We start from the raw sequence: 17,745 nt of genomic DNA, 5'->3' as shown, positions 1-17,745 counted from the left end.
AAAATCTAACCGCTTGTATAACAAAGAGAAACAAAGATGATGACTAAACCAATTGTATTTAGTGGTGTTCAGCCTTCTGGCGAACTGAGTTTAGGTAACTATTTAGGGGCGTTACGCCAATGGACCAAAATGCAGGACGATTACGACTGTTTGTTCTGCATTGTCGATTTGCACGCGATCACCGTACGTCAAGATCCCGAAGCGTTACGCAAGGCGACCTTGGACACCCTTGCGATCTACCTTGCTTGTGGTATTGATCCCAATAAAAGCACGATTTTTATTCAGTCGCACGTGCCTGAGCATTCGCAATTAGCATGGATTTTGAACTGCTACACCTATTTTGGTGAAATGGGCAGAATGACCCAATTTAAAGACAAGTCCGCTCGCCACGAAGACAATGTGAACGTGGGGTTATTCACCTATCCCGTGCTGATGGCGGCGGATATTCTGCTCTATCAAGCCAACCAGGTACCCGTGGGCGATGACCAAAAGCAGCACCTTGAAATTACCCGTGATATAGCTAATCGTTTCAATGCGTTATACGGCAAAAAAGATGTGGAAGGTAATCTCACTGACGGTATTTTTGCGGTGCCAGAGGTGTTTATTGCCAAAACGGGGGCGAGAATTATGTCGCTGCTTGAGCCAACCAAAAAAATGTCAAAATCGGATGAAAATCGCAATAATGTGATCGGTTTGTTGGAAGATCCAAAATCCGTAGCGAAAAAAATCAAACGGGCAATGACCGACGGCGATGAGCCGCCAGTGGTGCGTTATGATGTACAAAACAAACCGGGCGTGTCGAATTTGTTGGATATTTTAGCCAGCGTCACTGGTAAAACGATTCCAGAATTAGAAGCCGAATTTGAAGGGAAAATGTACGGTCATCTTAAAACCGCCGTTGCGGATGAAGTGTCTGCGATGTTAACCGAGCTGCAAGAACGCTACCACCATTTCCGTAACGATGAGGCGTTACTCGAAAAGATCTATCGTGAAGGGGCAGAAAAAGCGAGAGCCAAAGCCCAAGCGACCTTGAAACAAGTTTATCAAGCGGTTGGATTCGTCGCCTAATTTGCAAATGAAAAGCGAGATAATCTGACGAAGAGTATCTCGCTTTTGCTAGGAACTTTGAGGGCGTTATTTCCGCCCAAACATGCCGCCTAAGCCGCCGAGTCCACCTAAACCGCCCATGCCGCCCATCATGCCTTTCATACCACGCATCATTTTTGCCATGCCGCCTTTACGCATTTTTTTCATCATGCGTTGCATTTCATCGAACTGTTTGAGCAGTTTGTTCACGTCTTGCACCTGTGTGCCAGATCCAAGAGCAATACGGCGGCGGCGGGAACCTTTGATGATGTCGGGGTTGGCACGCTCTTTGAGAGTCATTGAATTGATGATCGCTTCCATTTTGATGAACATTTTGTCATCGACCTGATTTTTAATATGATCAGGCAAGTTTTTCGCACCTGGGAGTTTGTCGAGCATCGACATCATTCCGCCCATTTTTTTCATTTCGACCAGTTGTTCACGGAAATCGTCTAAGGTGAAATCGTCGCCTTTCTTGAATTTCGCCGCCATTTTTTCGGCTTTTTCCTGATCGACCGAGCGTTGTAAATCTTCAATTAACGACAGCACATCGCCCATACCTAAAATGCGAGAGGCGATGCGATCAGGGTGGAATGGTTCAAGGGCATCCGTTTTCTCGCCCACGCCCAAGAATTTAATTGGTTTACCTGTGATTTGACGAATAGACAACGCCGCACCACCTCGTGCATCGCCATCGACTTTGGTTAAAATCACCCCTGTGAGTGGCAAGGCTTCATTAAAGGCTTTGGCCGTATTCGCCGCATCTTGACCCGTCATTGCATCAACAGTAAAGAGCGTTTCAATCGGGTTAAGCACCGCATGAATTTGCTGGATTTCCTCCATCATTTCGCCATCAACGTGCAAGCGACCTGCGGTATCGACAATCAACACATCAAAGAAATTGAGTTTGGCGTGTTTCAACGCATTTTCAGCAATCTCAACAGGTTTCTGGCTGGTTTCCGTTGGGAAGAAATCGACCTTCAAGGCTTCTGCCAAGGTTTGAAGCTGTTTGATCGCCGCAGGGCGATACACGTCTGCCGACACGACCAACACTTTTTTCTTATGGCGTTCTTTTAAGAATTTTGCTAATTTACCGACCGAGGTGGTTTTACCCGCCCCTTGCAAACCTGCCATTAAAATCACGGCGGGTGGTTGGGCTGCAAGGTTTAAGCCTTCGTTCGCTTCGCCCATCGCTTTTTCAAGTTCCGCTTGAACGATTTTGAGAAATTCTTGCCCTGGGGTGAGACTCTTATTGACTTCCTCGCCAATCGCTCGTTCTTTGACTTTGTTGATAAACTCACGCACCACTGGCAAGGCAACGTCCGCTTCTAGCAACGCCATCCGCACTTCACGCAGGGTATCTTTAATGTTGTCTTCAGTTAAACGCCCTTTGCCTGTGATATTTTTCAGGGTTTTCGACAATTTGTCGGATAGATTCTCAAACATAGTTTTTCTCTTCGTTTATAAGGTCATGCAAGCGGTCATTTTTGACGATTTTTTTGCAATTTGTCTCCCCTGTTGAAAAAGGGGATTAAGGGGATTTCGCTTGCTGTAGGAAATTGTTGGGCATTATACAAAAAAATCGGCTAAAATTCGGCGAAATTTCTTCAACGAGAGCAAAATGATGAGTAAATCGATCTGTATTATCACGGGCAGCACTTTAGGTGGAGCGGAATATATCGCAGACAATCTCAACGAGGTGTTGAGCGGGCAAGGGTTTGAGGTGGTCTTGTTTAACAATGCCGAATTGCGTGATATTCAACATCAGCCGCATTTGTTGGTGGTTAGTTCTACTCACGGAGCAGGAGAATTGCCCGATAATATCAAGCCGTTATTTGACACGATTGAGAGCGAAAAACCCGATTTAAGTGGTATGAAGTTTGCGGTGATCGGGCTTGGCAGTTCCGACTACGATACCTTCTGCAATGCGGTCAACATTATCGAGACCCAACTCACTGCTTGTGGTGCAAACCTCGTGTGCGAGTCGTTGCGGATTGATGCAGCAACCAATTTTGACCACGATGGTTCGGCGGAAGCATGGTTACCAAATTTTACTGAGAAATTGTAAATGAAAGTCGGATTGGTGTTAGAAGGCGGGGCAATGCGGGGTATGTTTACCGCGGGTGTGCTGGATGTGTTTCTTGATGAAAATATTCACATTGATGGCATTGTGAGTGTTTCGGCTGGGGCGTTGTTTGGGGTGAATTTTCCGTCTAAACAAAAGGGGCGGGCATTGCGTTATAACAAACAGTTTTTGGGGGATAAGCGTTATATCGGTTGGCACAGTCTGCTTACGACAGGCAATATCGTAAACAAAGACTTTGCCTTTTACGAAGTGCCTTTCAAATATGATGTGTTTGATAATGATGCCTTCAAACAATCGGGAATCGATTTTTACGCCACCATCACCAATGTGGAAACTGGTATGGCGGAATACATCAAAATTACCGATCCTTTTGCCCAAATGGAAGCTTTAAGAGCCAGCTCGGCGATGCCTTATGTCTCGCAATTTGTTGAAATAGATGGCAAAAAATATCTCGATGGTGGCATAGCAGACAGCATTCCGCTGACATTTTGCCAATCGCTCGGCTTTGACAAAATCATTGTGGTGCTCACCCGCCCTTTTCAGTACCGCAAAACCCCAAGCAATCCCTTACTGAGCAAACTGTTTTATCATCGGTATCCTAATTTGGTTCACACCTTGCAAAATCGCTATCTTGAATATAATCAGCAAGTGGAAAAGGTGATTGCAGAAAGTGAAAAAGGTACGATTTTTGTGCTTCGTCCCTCGCAAACGTTGCCGATTAAGCGGATTGAAAAAGATTTGAGCAAAATTCAAGCCATGTATGATTTAGGCGTAGCAGATGCCATTCGTGAAATGCCTGCACTCAACGCATACTTGGCTGCCTAACAAGCGGTCAGATCCGAGCAAAAATTTGCAAAAAAGTGCGATGAGGTCGCTACACTGGGAATGCCATGTGAAAAAGCGGATGAAATGTGCGAGAATAGTCGCTCTTTATCGGACAATATGATGTTTTTATGACTCACCCAACCTATCACTGGCCACATCCACACGACTTATACCCAGATCGCAATGGTAAATCTTACCGTATGAAACGGCTACGTTATCGTCTGCGTTCGTTGTGGAATTTGCCGTCCATTAAACGTTTTGAAACCTTTATCAATCAATCGCCACAGTTGATCCCACTGCTGAATCAGCACCCGAGTTACAGCTATCCCGTGGCACACCGTTTTCTTGACAAGCGTTTTAGTCGCCAACAACGACTGGCTGCAGTTTGTGAGAATTTGACATTTCTGCCTGAAAAATTAGCATCTTTGGGTGTACCGCCATTGTGGGAGCAGCCAATGAGTTTTGGCGAGGTGATTCCTGATTTTGAACTTTTTTTAGACATCAATCATCACCAAGCCATGGAAGGCTATTGGGCGTTAGAGCTGCGATACAAACCAACGGGAGAAAATATCTATTTGCTCACCTTTGGCAAAGTGCAGAATGCGTTATTGATAGCGGTGATCCAAGGACCAAAAAGCGAACATTCCAAAGAATTAGTTAAACAGCTCACCAAAAAATGCCACGGCTTACGTCCTGCTTATTTAATGGTGGAAGCGATGAAAGCCTTAGCAAAAACCTTAGGCTATCAAAAGTTGTTCGGCATTCCACAGAAATACCAAAACAAATCCCGTTTGATTCAGGCAAGTCGTTATGTAGTGGACTATGATGTGATTTTTTCGGAATCTGGCGGGGAACCGGGAGAATATTGGCAATTGCCAACGGACTTCTCGATGAAAGATCTCGAAAGTATTGCGAGCAATAAACGCTCAATGTATCGCAAACGCTATGCAATGTTAGAGCAGCTCTATCAATCGATGCAAAACCAATTGGTGAAACCATAACTAGAAAACCATGCAACTCAACATTCACAACGCCCAATTTTCATTACATAAACAGTGTTTAACGATTGAACAACTGACCATTCAGCACGGTGACTTTTGGGTCATCGTGGGTGGCAATGGCAGTGGGAAAACCGCCTTTTCGCAAAGTTTGAGTGGGAAGTTACCGCTTGCAAGCGGTCAGTTTACGTCAGAATTTTGCAATATTGCCCTCTCTTCTTTTGAACGCCAACAGCAAATCGTTGAAGTGGTGTTTAAAAGCCGTAACAATGATGCGGTCAGCCCCGATGATTTTGGTGTAACTGCTCGCCAAGTGATTTTAAATGGCACGGACAATCCGCAATTATGTGAGCACTACGCTGAAAAATTGCACATTTTGCCGCTACTTGACCGCCCGTTTATTCAGCTTTCAACGGGAGAAAGTCGCAAAGTGTTGCTCTGCCAATTGCTTGTGAGTAGCCCCGACTTGCTGATTTTAGATGAACCCTTTGAAGGACTCGATCAGCAATCGGTGAAAGATTGGCTGAATTTGTTAGATGAACTCAAACACAAAATGGCGTTGGTGCTGATCGTCAATCGGCTCAATGATATTCCTCCGCATGCCACCCACTTGGCGTTGTTGGATCAACTTCAACTGATTTTACAAGGCAAGCGGTCGGAAGTTGAGCAAAATTCGCTCTTTCAACAACTGATCTACGCCGAACAAGCCATTGACGTCCCCCTGCCAAAAAGTGCCGCACCACAGGAAACCTTACCGCCTGATCTTCCTCCTTTTGTGCTGAAAAAGGTGAATATTCAATATGGCGATAAGAAAATTTTAGAGAATTTGTCTTGGACGGTTGAGCCACAGCAACATTGGTGGATTAAAGGTCCTAACGGTGCAGGCAAATCGACCTTGCTGTCGGTGCTTTCGGGTGATCACCCGCAATCCTTCGCCAACCACGTTGTGCTGTTTGGCAAACAACGTGGCTCAGGCGAAACCATTTGGGAAATCAAAAAACACATTGGCTATGTGAGCAGCCAACTGCATATGGATTATCGAGTGAATTGCTCGGTACGAGAGGTGATTGTGTCTGGTTTCTTGGATTCAATCGGTGTTTATCAGAAAACGCCCGATGCCTTACGGATAAAAGCCGATGAATGGTTGGCTCGTTTGAATTTGAGCCATTTAGCCACTAAACCCTTCCGTTCACTCTCGTGGGGGCAGCAGCGATTGCTGTTGATTACACGAGCAATGGTAAAACACCCACCCATTCTGATTTTAGATGAACCGTTGCAAGGCTTAGACGGCTTAAATCGCAAATTGGTCAAACACTTTATCGATCAGCTGGTGCAAAATAGCCAAACGCAACTGCTCTTCGTTTCGCACCAAGATCAAGATGCCCCAAGCTGCATCACGCATTTATTTGAGTTTGTGCCAACCGAACAGGGTTATTGTTACCAACAACAAGCGGTCAGATCCGCCTAAAGTTTTGCAAATTTCTTAAGGCATTTGTGAGTCAATCTCACCGCTCGTGTCAGGTTACGCTTTGAGTTTATCGGCACAAATGACTAATTGTGCCGCTAACTTATGTTTTGCCCATTGAATATGATGCCCAAAACGTGCATCAAATTGCTGCTTGTAGTGTGCCCAACGGTTTGTTTTACCATATAAGGTGCGTTTAGTTTCTTCCAGCAAATCGTTTAGGCTTTGTTCAGCTGTAACCGTATCCGCTTTTAGCTGGTTGATGTGCTGATTCACTTTTTCCGCAAAATGGTGCTGAAGTTGAGCAATATCCGCATCATCATGAGCGATTTCAGTCAGTTCTTGTTCAAGTTCCAACGGTTTGTCCAAGGTAAGTAACTGTGCTTTACTCTGTGAGATTTGTTCAGCTAGAGCCACCTGTGCTTCGACTAATTGCCTCGAGAAATGTTCACTCTGCTTAATTTTCTGCTCAAGGGATTGCTTCATCTCGCGACTTTTCGAGAAGGTTGCTTCAGTGAGTTCTGCAAGATGTGATCTTAGGCTGTCAATAATTTCTTGTTTTGTCATTTTGTGTTCCTTGTTAAGTGAAAACGATGATGAACTATCATCACGAATGATTAAAACAGATGAACCTGAAGAAAATCTTAAGGGGCAGAAAAATGATACAAGCGGTCAGATCAGGCAAAAATGTTGCAAAAAAATGGCAGGAACATCGTCCTGCCAAAATACGCTAATGAACAAAATTTCAAAAGGAATGGAGAAAATCTCTCAAGTGCCGCATTGAAACAAATAAATCTTAAGACATTCTTAAGAAATACTTAAGTAGCGTGATTTTGAATCAATTTTGCGAAATTTCACAAAAGATCGTGGCAAGCACAGCAGAAAATGCTAGAATTGCGAGCTTTCAAAAGTTCCAGTTATCTATTTTTTACTTTTTAGGTCAGATATGTCTAAAGAAATTCAACCAAAACATCCTGAAACCGCAGAAAAAGGGGTGAAAAGTAAAGGTGCAAATATCGCCTTATGGGTATTAGCAATTGCATTTTTGTCGGTTGCTGCAGTTGGAAATGCATACTTTGCTAGCCACTTTACTTTTGTGGTGCGTGTATTACTCTTAGTTGTGCTATTAGTTGGTGCCGTTGTTTTTGCCGCATTCACTAATCAAGGTCAAAAAGCGATCACTTTTATCAAAGAATCTCGCCATGAACTACGTAAAATTGTTTGGCCAACTCGCCAAGAATCAACCCAAACCACATTAATTGTCGGGGCGGTGTGTGTCGTGGTGGCGTTAGCATTATGGGGAATTGATTCCATTATTGTTTCTGTGGTGACATTTTTAACAAATTTGAGGTTCTAACATGAGCGAAACAGAATTAGAAGTTCAAGCACCAACCAAAATGCGTTGGTATGTTTTGCAAGCTTTCTCGGGTTTTGAAGCCCGTGTAGCAATGACTTTGCGTGAATATATCAAATTGCATAATATGCAAGATCAATTCGGCGAAGTGCTTGTACCAACGGAAGAAGTCGTTGAAAACGTGGGGGGACGCCGTCGTAAAACGGAGCGTAAATTCTTCCCAGGCTACGTGTTAGTTCAGATGGAAATGAACGATGATACTTGGCACTTAGTGAAAAGTGTGCCTCGTGTCATGGGCTTTATCGGTGGTACGGCAGATAAACCCGCTCCGATTTCACAAAAAGAAGCTGAGCGTATTCTAAACCGTGTACAAGAAACCGCAGACAAACCTCGTCACCGTAAAGAATTCCAACCAGGTGAAGAAGTACGAGTTACCGAAGGACCATTTGCAGACTTCAATGGTACAGTCGAAGAAGTGGACTACGACAAAGGTCGTCTTAAAGTATCTGTGTCGATCTTTGGTCGTGCAACGCCTGTTGAGCTTGAGTTTGGTCAAGTGGAAAAAGCGAACGGCTAGTTTGCAAAAAATTCTCAGAAAAGCACCGCTTGTAAAACAGCAAACGGTGCTTTTTTCCGTAGTGGGAAGTGTGATGTTGAGATAAAACGCTTGAAAAACGATCACAAACCCAGTAAAATTCGCACCCTATTTACGAGCCAGTTCACTGGCTCGTATTTTTGTGTAGCACATCGTGCTTATTGGAAACAGGGGAGCTAGTAATAGCGTTATCACCCAATTAGAGGAAACTTAAAAATGGCAAAAAAAGTCCAAGCATACGTTAAGTTGCAAGTTGCAGCAGGTATGGCTAACCCGTCACCACCAGTTGGTCCTGCATTAGGTCAACAAGGTGTGAACATCATGGAATTCTGTAAAGCATTCAACGCTCGTACTGAGAGCTTAGAAAAAGGTTTACCAATTCCAGTTGTTATCACTGTTTACGCAGACCGTTCTTTCACTTTCGTTACTAAAACGCCACCAGCAGCGGTATTATTGAAAAAAGCTGCGGGTCTTAAATCAGGTTCTGCAAAACCAAACAAAGACAAAGTTGGTAAAGTAACTAAAGAACAAATCCGTCAAATCGCTGAAACTAAAGCAGCAGATATGACAGGTGCAACAATTGAAACTAAGATGAAATCTATTGAAGGTACTGCACGTTCAATGGGCTTAGTGGTGGAGGAATAATACGATGGCTAAATTGACTAAAAAAATGAAAGCAATCAAAGCTGGCGTAGATTCTACTAAAGCATACGAAATCAACGAAGCGATTGCAGTATTAAAACAATTCGCAACAGCGAAATTCGTTGAAAGCGTTGATGTTGCAGTAAACTTAGGTATCGATCCTCGTAAATCAGACCAAAACGTACGTGGTGCAACAGTATTACCACACGGTACTGGTCGTACAGCTCGTGTTGCTGTATTTACACAAGGTGCTAACGCAGAAGCTGCTAAAGCAGCGGGTGCTGATTTAGTGGGTATGGAAGACTTAGCGGAACAAGTGAAAAAAGGCGAAATGGACTTCGACGTGGTTATTGCATCACCAGATGCAATGCGTGTTGTGGGTCAATTAGGTCAAATCCTTGGTCCACGTGGTTTAATGCCAAACCCGAAAGTAGGTACCGTGACTCCAAACGTTGCTGAAGCGGTTAAAAATGCAAAATCGGGTCAGATCCGTTACCGTAATGACAAAAATGGTATTATCCATACCACAATCGGTAAAGCAGATTTCTCACCTGAGCAATTAAAAGAAAACCTCCAAGCATTGTTAGCGGCTTTAACTAAAGCTAAACCAACAACAGCTAAAGGTGTATTCATCAAGAAAGTAAGCATCTCTACGACAATGGGTGCTGGTGTTGCTGTTGATCAGTCTTCACTATAATTGCTAAATAGTTAAATAAAAGACCACAGAAATTCGATTTCTGTGGTCTTTTTCTTTATAGGATAAAACGTTACAATTTTGCCGCTCACAAGCGGTTAGATCTTGGTAATTTTTTACCAAAGGCAGAGAGATATGAATACATACAATTTTTCGTTCTTAACATCTCATTACGAACAGCTTTCCGAATTGGCGACTTTAGCTGAGAAGTTGCTTCATATTGATGCGGGAAGTTGTTTAACTCGTTTACGCAGTTTTGCGGAAGAAATGGTTTAGGAGATCTATAAAGAAGAAAAATTTGCACGACTGCCTCAAGCCACGTTTAATGAGTTGCTGAAATCGACCGAATTTAGAAATTCAGTCGATAAATCATTATGGTATCAGTTAGATTATTTGAGAATAAAAGGTAATCGTACAGCGCACGGTGCAGTTGGAAAAATTGAGGTAGCTAAGCAAGCCTTAAAAACCGCACATAAACTCGCTATTTATATGGCGGTGCGTTATGCCAATTTGCCAATTGATAAATTACCCGCCTATATTGAACCTACCTTTGAAGCGTCAAATACCGCCACGACAAAACGCTTACAAGCATTAGAAGAAGAACAGAAGCATCTTCACGCAGTCATTGCTCAATTAGAAGCAGAAAGGCTTGAACAAGCTCGTTCTGCAGAAATGTTATCGACAGATGATCTTGCATTACGTCAGCAGCAAAGCCAACAAGTCGCAAATAGTTTAAATTGGGATGAAGCGACAACTCGCCGTCAGTTGATCGATGCTATGTTAGCCAATGCAGATTGGAACTTGCATAATAGAGATGACGTTCAGTTTGAATATCGTCTTACTAACTTTACAGGTTCAATATCAGGCAAAGGTGCCGTTGATTACGTTTTATGGGATAGCGATGGCAAGCCGCTGGCTGTGTTAGAAGCCAAGAAAACGAGTGTTGAAGTACAACGTGGACGTGAGCAGGCTCGTTTATATGCCGATGCATTAGAAGCTCAATTTGGGCAAAGACCGATCATTTTTTATAGCAATGGCTATGAAACCTATATTTGGGATGATGCCGTTTACAATAGTCCTCGCCAAATTTTTAGTTTTTATGATAAAGAAAGCCTACAAAAATTACTCTTTCAACGGCAGTACAAATTAAATTTAGCGGAAAATTACCCAACAGAGTGTACGCAAATTGCCGGGCGGAATTATCAAACCGCAGCCATTAAAACCGTTGCAGAACATTTCCAAAACCAACGTCGTGCGGCATTGATCGTACAGGCGACAGACACAGGTAAAACCCGTGTAGCAATCGGGCTAACCCATCTATTGCTTGCCAAAAACTGGGCAAAGCGAGTGTTGTTTTTATGCGACCGCCGAGAATTACGCAAGCAAGCAGACGACGATTTCCGTGAATATGTACCAACTGAACCCCGCTGTGTCATCGGAGAAGCTAATCAAATTGAATCCAGTGCACGTATTTTTATCGCCACTTATCCCGCGATGATGAATCGTTTTGCTCAACTGAATACAGGGTTTTTCGATTTGATCATTGCCGATGAATCGCACCGCTCTATCTACAATAAATACGGCGATATTTTCCACTATTTTGATTCGCTCAAATTAGGGCTTACTGCAACGCCAGTTGGTTTTGTTAGCCGTAATACGTATGAAATGTTTGGTTGTGAAAATCAGAACCCAACGTACTCTTTCAGCCTTGAAGAGGCTTGGGAGCACGAGCCACCTTATCTTGCTCGTTACGAAGTGCAAGAAGTCACGACAAACTTTCTACGCAATGGCATTCGTTATGATCAACTGTCTGATGAACAGAAACGTCAGCTAGAAGAAGATCTTGGCGAAGAAATGGCACAACATGCTGATTTTGAAGGTTCTCAAATTGGGCGAAATATTATCAGCTATGACACCGATAGCATTATCATTGATAATTTAATGCAAAATGGGCTGAAAGCGAAAAATGGCATAATGGGCAAAACGATTCTTTTTGCGCAAAGCCAAAAACATGCGGAACATCTCGAACAAGTCTTCTGCGATCGTTATCCACAATTTGGCACAAAAATGTGTAAAGTGATTCACAACAATGTGCCACACGTGGATAGACTCATCACTGAATTTAAAGATCCCAACAGTGCTTTCCGTATTGCCATTTCAGTGGATATGTTAGACACAGGGATTGATGTGCCGTCTATCTTAAATTTAGTGTTTGCAAAATCGGTACGATCGAAAGTGAAATTCTGGCAGATGATTGGGCGAGGCACTCGTCTTTGCCCGAAATTACTTGATGGCGATCAGGACAAAACCAAATTTATTATTTTCGACCATCACCAAAATTTCACCTATTTTGATGAAAAATATCAAGAACCAGAAGATCTCAATCAAGCGAAACCACTGTTACAGAGCTGTTTTGATGCTCGGCTTGCCTTTGCCAAAGTCGCCAAAGCGAAAAATCAGCATTGGGATTTAATCCGCCATTTATTGCAGCAAGATATTTTAGCTCTCCCGCTTGATGCAATAGCTGTAAAACGGGAAATGCGGACCGTCGTTCTCTTACGAGAAACCGATCTGCTTGCCGAGTTCGACAGCACCACACAGCATTGGCTTGAGAAAACCATCTCACCATTGATGGCACAGCGAGAGCTGCCCGAGTCAGAAGTACAAGCGGTGAGATTTGACCGACTCATTGCACAAATTCAACATTTATGGTTAGCGGGATCAGCGGATTTAGCGGCATATAAACAGAGTTTGCTTGACTGGTTAAGTGAACTCGCCACCAACCTAGACGTGGTTCGCAAACATCTCCTCACTATTGAACGCTTGCAGCAACCCGTTTTTTGGCAATCAGAAAATATTGCAGCGCTAGAACAAGCACGTTTGATTTTGCGGGGAATTATGCAATACCGCAAACAGCAAACCACTTCACCGTTCGCCTTTGGGAATAAAACCAAAGCCGAAGATGGTGAGATTCAGATGACGATACGAGATCCAATCTTACCTCAATACGCAGACCGCCAACGCTACAAAAAACTGTTTGCAGAATTTGAACAGCACCCTGTCATCATCAAAGTGAAACAAAACCAAGCGGTGAGTAAAACCGAGATTGAGTCGCTGTTTGCTTTAGTTCTAGCTCAGCATCCTGATGTGCAATTTAACGATTTAATTGCGTTTTATGGTGATACACCAGAAAACCTAAACCGCTTGTTAAAAGAGATCGTGGGGTTAGACAGCAAAGCCATCAGCCAACATTTTGAACAATTCATTCAACAGCACCCGAATCTAACTGCCTTGCAGGTACGTTTTATCGACTTATTGCAAAGTGTCATCGCCAAACATGGCGGCATTACCCGTGAACGCTTATTTGATGCCCCTTTCACGCATCTTCATGCCGAGAGTATTGACGGCATCTTTGATGTAAACAGTGCGGATGAACTATTTGAACTGCTTCACCCTTATTTTGTCGAGCCTTTAACCCGTGCGGAAACGTTAGGACGTGTGAATGATGACTGAGTTATGTGTGGCGAAATGGCAAACGTTACACAATATACCGACGTAGATGTCCCACAAGGTGTAGGTTGTCTGGTGAAAAATAAACCAACAAGCGGTTAGATCCGCTCATTATTTTGCAAATCCGATTTGCAAAAAATAATCAGAAAGTGACCGCTTGTATTAAGTTCTTCTTTGAGCAGTGAGAGAGTCTTAATGGACAGTGATGGTGAAGAGAGATGTAGAAGAATTTTATGGAGAAAGAATGAAATTAGGTGAGTTAGTTAATATTAAAACAGGAAAGCTTGACGCAAACGCAGCAGTAGAAAATGGACAATATCCTTTTTTTACCACTGCTCGTGAAATTTCCAGAATAGATAAATATAGTTTTGATGATGAAGTTGTTTTAGTTGCAGGCAATGGCGATCTAAATGTTAAATATTACAAAGGCAAATTTGATGCTTACCAAAGAACCTATGTTTTAACTTGTAAGAAAGATAAAGAGCTTAATATGAAGTATCTTTATTATTTTATGGAGAAATATTTGGGGGTGTTGCGTCAACAAGCAATTGGGTGTGTGATTAAATACATTAAATTAGAAAATTTAACTGAACCTAATATTTATTATCCAAGTATTGAAACCCAAACCCAAATCGCCCAAATTCTCGATAAATCCACAGCACTGATTGCAAAACGCAAAGCACAAATAGCGGAGCTGGATAAGTTAGTGCAAAGCGTATTTTTGGAGATGTTTGGGGATCCAGTAATAAATACAAGGAATTGGAACTTGGTGCAATTATCTACTTTGGGATATTTAGGTAGGGGGGGTTCAAAGCATAGACCAAGAAATGATCCTAAATTGCTTGGCGGAGAATATCCATTTATTCAAACTGGTGATATTGCAAACTCGGGACTTTATTTAGAAGAATATAAGAACACTTACTCGAAAAAGGGATTTGAACAAAGCAAAATGTGGGAAAAAGGTACTCTTTGTATTACGATTGCGGCAAATATTGCTAAAACAGCAATTTTAAAATTTAATAGTTGTTTTCCTGATAGTGTTGTTGGTTTTATTCCCAATTCTCACACAAATGCCATTTTTATTAATTATTGGTTTAGTTTTTTTCAGCGTATTTTGGAAGAAACTGCACCTGAATCAGCACAAAAAAATATTAATCTAGACATTCTTTCAAAGTTAAATGTAATTTGTCCTGACATAAAACTCCAAACCCAATTCGCCCAAATAGCTGAAAAAATCCACGCCCAAAAATCCTTGCTACAAAAAAGCTTGGCGGAGTTGGAAGTGCTGCATCAAGCGTTGATGCAGAAAGCCTTTAACGGGCAGTTTGTTGGCTAACAAGCGGTCAGATTAGAAGAAAATTTTGCAAATAAAAAGGAAAAAAGATGCTCACAGGCAAAATTCGCAGTGATATTGATAAATTATGGGAAAAGTTCTGGACAGGCGGTATTACCGATCCGCTGACCGTCATCAAACAAATTAGCTATTTAGTATTCGCACGAATGCTCGATATGCAAGAAGAAGCGAGCGAACGCAAAGCATACCGTACTGGCAAGCCCTTTAAACGCATTTTTCCTGACACGCCAGAAGGGCAAGCGTTGCGTTGGAAAAACTTCCGTCAAATGTCAGGAGCATTACTCTATCAGCACTTAAAAAACAATGTGTTTCCCCATTTCACCGAGCTTGCCGCAAACGGAGCGGAGCTTGGTAAAACGGGCGAATATATGAAACAAGCCTCCGTGGAAATCAAAAATGAAAGTGTGTTGGTATCAGCGGTAGAGCTTGTCGATCAGTTGCCACTCAATCAAAGCGATGTAAAAGGCGATATTTACGAATATTTATTGAGCAAACTTTCAACTGCGGGCATTAACGGACAGTTCCGCACACCTCGCCATATCATTGATATGATGGTGGCATTAGTTGCCCCAAAACCAAACGAAACGGTGTGCGATCCTGCCTGTGGCACCGCAGGTTTTTTAGTGCGAACAGTGGAGTATTTACACAAAACGCACACCAGTAAAAACTATTTGCAGCCCGATGAGGAAGGGAATGTCCATTACATCGGTGATTTATTAACCGATGCAGAACGGCAATTTATGTTGAATCAAATGTTTTGGGGATTCGACTTTGATAGCACGATGTTAAGTGTTTCCAGTATGAATATGCTGCTGCACGGTATCACGGGGGCAAATATTTGCTATCAAGACACCTTAAATAAATCAATTCAAACCCATTACCCAGACCAAGAGAAAGATTTCTTCGATGTCATTTTGGCAAACCCACCTTTTAAAGGCAGCCTAGACGAAGCGAATACCAACCCTGATGTATTAAAAGTGGTGAAAACCAAGAAAACGGAATTGCTGTTTGTTGCTCACATTCTGAATGCGTTGAAACTCGGTGGTAGAGCGGGAGTGATTGTGCCTGATGGCGTGTTGTTTGGTTCATCTAAAGCACATAAGCAGCTGCGTCAAACACTGATTGAACAAAACCAGTTAGAAGCCGTGATTAGCTTGCCAAGCGGCGTGTTCAAACCCTACGCAGGCGTTTCTACTGCGATTTTGCTATTCAGCAAAGGCGGCAATACTCGCCAAGTCTGGTTTTATGATGTGCAGGCAGATGGTTATAGTTTGGATGATAAGCGTTCACCCATCGCTCAAAATGATTTACCTACCGTCGAAAAAGCGTGGGCAGAATATAAAACGTTGTTGCTTGCCAATCAATATGAAGAAATTGCTCGCCGCTTCGGTGATAAAACCCAACCAAGTTTTGTCGTTGATGTGGCTGACATTGTGGAAAATGGCTACGATTTATCGATCAATCGCTACAAAGAAGTTGTACACCAAGAGCAGGAATATGATCCACCTTGTGAAATTTTAGCTCGAATTGAAAGCCTCGAAGTCGAAATTCAACAAGAGCTTGCGGAACTAAAGGCGTTAATCAACGCATAAAACCGTTTACAGGTTTAATATTTGAGCGTATAATCCGCAACTCATTTTTGCCCTATGGGCAGAATATTGATGGTGCTTGCCTTTTCAAGCCCCGTCCAAGACCGTAGGTGAACCGGTGTGAACCGTTTCTTAATGGAATAACCTACGTAGATGGTGAACAGACAGAATTTTCTGCTTCTGGACACCTTAGGCTCAAAAAACGTTTGGTAACAAGCGGTTACTTTTTTGAGATTTTTTGTAAATTCCACGTTTTTTGTGGAGTGTATCAGGAGCTAAAACCAATGGCATTAAATCTTCAAGACAAACAAGCAATTGTTGCTGAAGTAAACGAAGCTGCCAAAGGTGCCCTTTCTGCTGTCGTTGCGGATTCTCGCGGCGTAACAGTAGATAAAATGACCGAGTTACGTAAAACAGCTCGTGAATCAGGCGTGACAATGCGTGTGGTACGTAATACTTTATTACGTCGTGCGGTTGAAGGCACTGAATTCGAGTGTTTAAAAGACACGTTTACTGGTCCAACTCTTATCGCATTCTCTACTGAACATCCAGGTGCAGCAGCACGTTTGTTAAAAGATTTTGCGAAAGCAAACAAAGAGTTTGAAATTAAAGGTGCAGCCTTTGAAGGTAAAGTACAAGATGTTGAATTCTTGGCAACATTACCAACTTACGAAGAAGCAATTGCACGTTTAATGGGCACAATGAAAGAAGCTGCGGCAGGCAAACTTGTTCGCACTCTTGCAGCATTACGCGACAAATTACAAGAAGCTGCATAATTTTAAGCAGAAAACTTCTTAACTCGTTTAACTTATTTACTTTAGGAATTGATTGTTATGTCATTAACTAACGAACAAATCATTGAAGCGATCGCTTCTAAATCAGTATCAGAAATCGTTGAATTAATCGCAGCGATGGAAGAAAAATTCGGCGTATCAGCAGCGGCAGCAGCAGTTGCAGTAGCAGCTGGTCCAGCGGAAGCAGCAGAAGAGAAAACTGAATTCGACGTAATCCTTGCTAACGCAGGTGCGAACAAAGTTGCTGTAATCAAAGCAGTACGTGGTGCAACTGGCTTAGGCTTAAAAGAAGCAAAAGACTTAGTTGAATCTGCACCAGCAGCATTAAAAGAAGGCATCTCTAAAGCAGAAGCTGAAGCACTTAAGAAAGAATTAGAAGAAGCTGGTGCACAAGTAGAAATCAAATAATTTTTGATTTTTGTGTAACGACCTTCAAGGTTCAGAAAACCCCGATGAAAATATCGGGGTTTTTGTTTTTGATTTGCAAAAAATTGTGGAAAACTGACCGCTTGTATGTGGTCATTTAAACGATAATTTTTTAATCAATCCATTGATTTGTTATCCAAATCTCCCTATAATTGCTAGTCCGAATTTGCATTAAATGGCTGGTGGTAAACCACCAGCCATTTTGTGCTTGATATGTTCAGGTAAACTTGTGTCGTTTAAGTTTATCTAACTGATTGATTTTAAAGTCAATTTAAAAGTTTGCAAGCAGTCACTTCCGTTGAGCGTTTTGCAAATCTTCCTAACCCG

Annotated in this window: 17 protein-coding genes; 15 read left to right on the top strand and 2 right to left on the bottom strand. The window is 42.5% G+C overall.

The window, feature by feature from the left end; all coding sequences use genetic code 11:
• Positions 1-39 precede the first annotated feature (39 nt).
• On the top strand, positions 40-1,068 hold the full coding sequence (gene trpS, locus A4G17_RS02110) for a tryptophan--tRNA ligase (RefSeq protein WP_123957085.1): 1,029 nt from the start codon (positions 40-42) through the stop codon (positions 1,066-1,068).
• A 66-nt stretch (positions 1,069-1,134) separates the two neighbouring features.
• Here trpS and ffh read toward each other — a convergent pair whose 3' ends face one another.
• A complete protein-coding gene (ffh, locus tag A4G17_RS02105; protein ID WP_123957018.1) occupies positions 1,135-2,532 on the bottom strand; it encodes a signal recognition particle protein in 1,398 nt (465 codons plus the stop codon).
• A gap of 178 nt (positions 2,533-2,710) precedes the next feature.
• Here ffh and mioC point away from each other — a divergent pair, with 178 nt between their 5' ends.
• From mioC to modF, 4 genes are all read left to right on the top strand, one after another.
• Positions 2,711-3,154 carry an FMN-binding protein MioC gene (gene mioC / locus A4G17_RS02100; RefSeq protein ID WP_123957084.1) on the top strand — a complete coding sequence of 148 codons (444 nt, stop codon included), beginning with the start codon at positions 2,711-2,713 and terminating at the stop codon, positions 3,152-3,154.
• Positions 3,155-3,997 carry a patatin-like phospholipase family protein gene (locus A4G17_RS02095; RefSeq protein WP_123957017.1) on the top strand — a complete coding sequence of 281 codons (843 nt, stop codon included), beginning with the start codon at positions 3,155-3,157 and terminating at the stop codon, positions 3,995-3,997.
• Between the two features lie 128 nt (positions 3,998-4,125).
• A complete protein-coding gene (locus A4G17_RS02090) occupies positions 4,126-4,998 on the top strand; it encodes a VirK/YbjX family protein (protein ID WP_123957016.1) in 873 nt (290 codons plus the stop codon).
• A 10-nt stretch (positions 4,999-5,008) separates the two neighbouring features.
• Positions 5,009-6,463 (top strand): molybdate ABC transporter ATP-binding protein ModF, encoded by a 1,455-nt coding sequence (gene modF / locus A4G17_RS02085; RefSeq protein ID WP_123957015.1) that lies wholly within the window; start codon positions 5,009-5,011, stop codon positions 6,461-6,463.
• A gap of 54 nt (positions 6,464-6,517) precedes the next feature.
• Here modF and A4G17_RS02080 read toward each other — a convergent pair whose 3' ends face one another.
• Positions 6,518-7,027 carry a hypothetical protein gene (locus tag A4G17_RS02080; protein WP_123957014.1) on the bottom strand — a complete coding sequence of 170 codons (510 nt, stop codon included), beginning with the start codon at positions 7,025-7,027 and terminating at the stop codon, positions 6,518-6,520.
• Positions 7,028-7,406: 379 nt separating this feature from the next.
• Here A4G17_RS02080 and secE point away from each other — a divergent pair, with 379 nt between their 5' ends.
• From secE to rplL, 10 genes are all read left to right on the top strand, one after another.
• Complete coding sequence (secE, locus tag A4G17_RS02075) at positions 7,407-7,817, top strand: preprotein translocase subunit SecE (RefSeq protein WP_123957013.1); 411 nt, start codon at positions 7,407-7,409, stop codon at positions 7,815-7,817.
• Position 7,818: 1 nt separating this feature from the next.
• Positions 7,819-8,391 (top strand): transcription termination/antitermination protein NusG, encoded by a 573-nt coding sequence (gene nusG / locus A4G17_RS02070; protein WP_123957012.1) that lies wholly within the window; start codon positions 7,819-7,821, stop codon positions 8,389-8,391.
• Between the two features lie 234 nt (positions 8,392-8,625).
• Positions 8,626-9,054 (top strand): 50S ribosomal protein L11, encoded by a 429-nt coding sequence (gene rplK / locus A4G17_RS02065; protein ID WP_123957011.1) that lies wholly within the window; start codon positions 8,626-8,628, stop codon positions 9,052-9,054.
• A gap of 4 nt (positions 9,055-9,058) precedes the next feature.
• On the top strand, positions 9,059-9,748 hold the full coding sequence (rplA, locus tag A4G17_RS02060; protein ID WP_123957010.1) for a 50S ribosomal protein L1: 690 nt from the start codon (positions 9,059-9,061) through the stop codon (positions 9,746-9,748).
• A gap of 132 nt (positions 9,749-9,880) precedes the next feature.
• The gene (locus A4G17_RS10230) at positions 9,881-10,021 is read left to right on the top strand and encodes a hypothetical protein (protein ID WP_207948560.1); all 141 of its coding nucleotides are present in this window, start codon (positions 9,881-9,883) and stop codon (positions 10,019-10,021) included.
• A 54-nt stretch (positions 10,022-10,075) separates the two neighbouring features.
• Positions 10,076-13,258, top strand: coding sequence for a type I restriction endonuclease subunit R (locus tag A4G17_RS02055; protein WP_207948559.1), 3,183 nt, complete (start codon positions 10,076-10,078; stop codon positions 13,256-13,258).
• Between the two features lie 241 nt (positions 13,259-13,499).
• Positions 13,500-14,591: a restriction endonuclease subunit S gene (locus A4G17_RS02050; protein ID WP_123957009.1), complete on the top strand. Its 1,092-nt coding sequence runs from the start codon at positions 13,500-13,502 to the stop codon at positions 14,589-14,591.
• A gap of 47 nt (positions 14,592-14,638) precedes the next feature.
• Entirely contained in the window at positions 14,639-16,201 is a 1,563-nt protein-coding gene (locus A4G17_RS02045; protein ID WP_123957008.1) for a type I restriction-modification system subunit M, read from the top strand.
• 281 nt (positions 16,202-16,482) lie between these two features.
• Positions 16,483-16,974, top strand: a complete 492-nt coding sequence (rplJ, locus tag A4G17_RS02040; protein ID WP_123957007.1) for a 50S ribosomal protein L10 — start codon at positions 16,483-16,485, stop codon at positions 16,972-16,974.
• 57 nt (positions 16,975-17,031) lie between these two features.
• On the top strand, positions 17,032-17,400 hold the full coding sequence (rplL, locus tag A4G17_RS02035; RefSeq protein ID WP_123957006.1) for a 50S ribosomal protein L7/L12: 369 nt from the start codon (positions 17,032-17,034) through the stop codon (positions 17,398-17,400).
• Positions 17,401-17,745 lie beyond the last annotated feature (345 nt).

The organism is Frederiksenia canicola, assembly GCF_011455495.1.
In the GTDB taxonomy this organism is placed as follows: Bacteria; Pseudomonadota; Gammaproteobacteria; order Enterobacterales; family Pasteurellaceae; genus Frederiksenia; species Frederiksenia canicola.
Note: the sequence above shows the minus strand (reverse complement) of the source record. Positions and strands in the feature narration are given on the sequence as shown.